The 678-nt window shown below is 46.3% G+C and carries 1 protein-coding gene; it reads right to left on the minus strand.

The window, feature by feature from the left end:
• On the minus strand, positions 1 to 678 hold a 678-nt coding region (locus R7190_RS27770; RefSeq protein ID WP_318137915.1), incomplete at both ends, for a topoisomerase DNA-binding C4 zinc finger domain-containing protein.

The following is a 678-nucleotide window of genomic DNA, read 5'->3' on the forward strand; positions in this document are numbered from 1 at the left end:
ACGCGATTTAGGGAAGTTGCTTGCCGCCATAAATAGGCCAGAAGCACCATCACGAAGCACGAAGTACGCATCTGAGTTTTCACATGGCAATTCAGGGAAGTGCACAGGATCTTCTTTAGGTGGCGCTACTTCACCGTTCTTCAGGATTTTACGGGTGTTCTTACAAGTTTCACTCGTACAATCCATGTATTTACCAAAGCGGCCGTTCTTAAGCACCATGTCTGAGCCACACTTGTCACACTCAACAACAGGGCCATCGTAGCCTTTCACTTTGAATTCGCCGTACTCAACAACATAGCCTTCACAGTTCGGGTTGTTACCACAAACGTGCATCTTGCGCTTGTCATCAATCAAGTACGCGTCCATCGCAGTTTCACAGATCGGACAACGTTTTTTCGCACGAAGAGCAGCCGTTTCAACGTCTTCTTCTAAAACGTTGATAATACCTTCTTCGTCACCCAAGTTAATGGTTGTCTTACAACGTTCTTTAGGTGGCAATGCGTAACCAGAACAGCCTAAGAATACGCCTGTAGAAGCGGTACGAATACCCATAGGGCGACCACATGTCGGACACTCGATATCCGTCATCACAATGTGGTTTAGCTTCATACCACCTTCAGATTCATCTAACTCGGCTTTTTCTAGATCACCAGTGAAATCCGCAAAGAAGTTGTCGAG

The sequence above is a fragment of the Vibrio sp. 1078-1 genome, assembly GCF_033340475.1.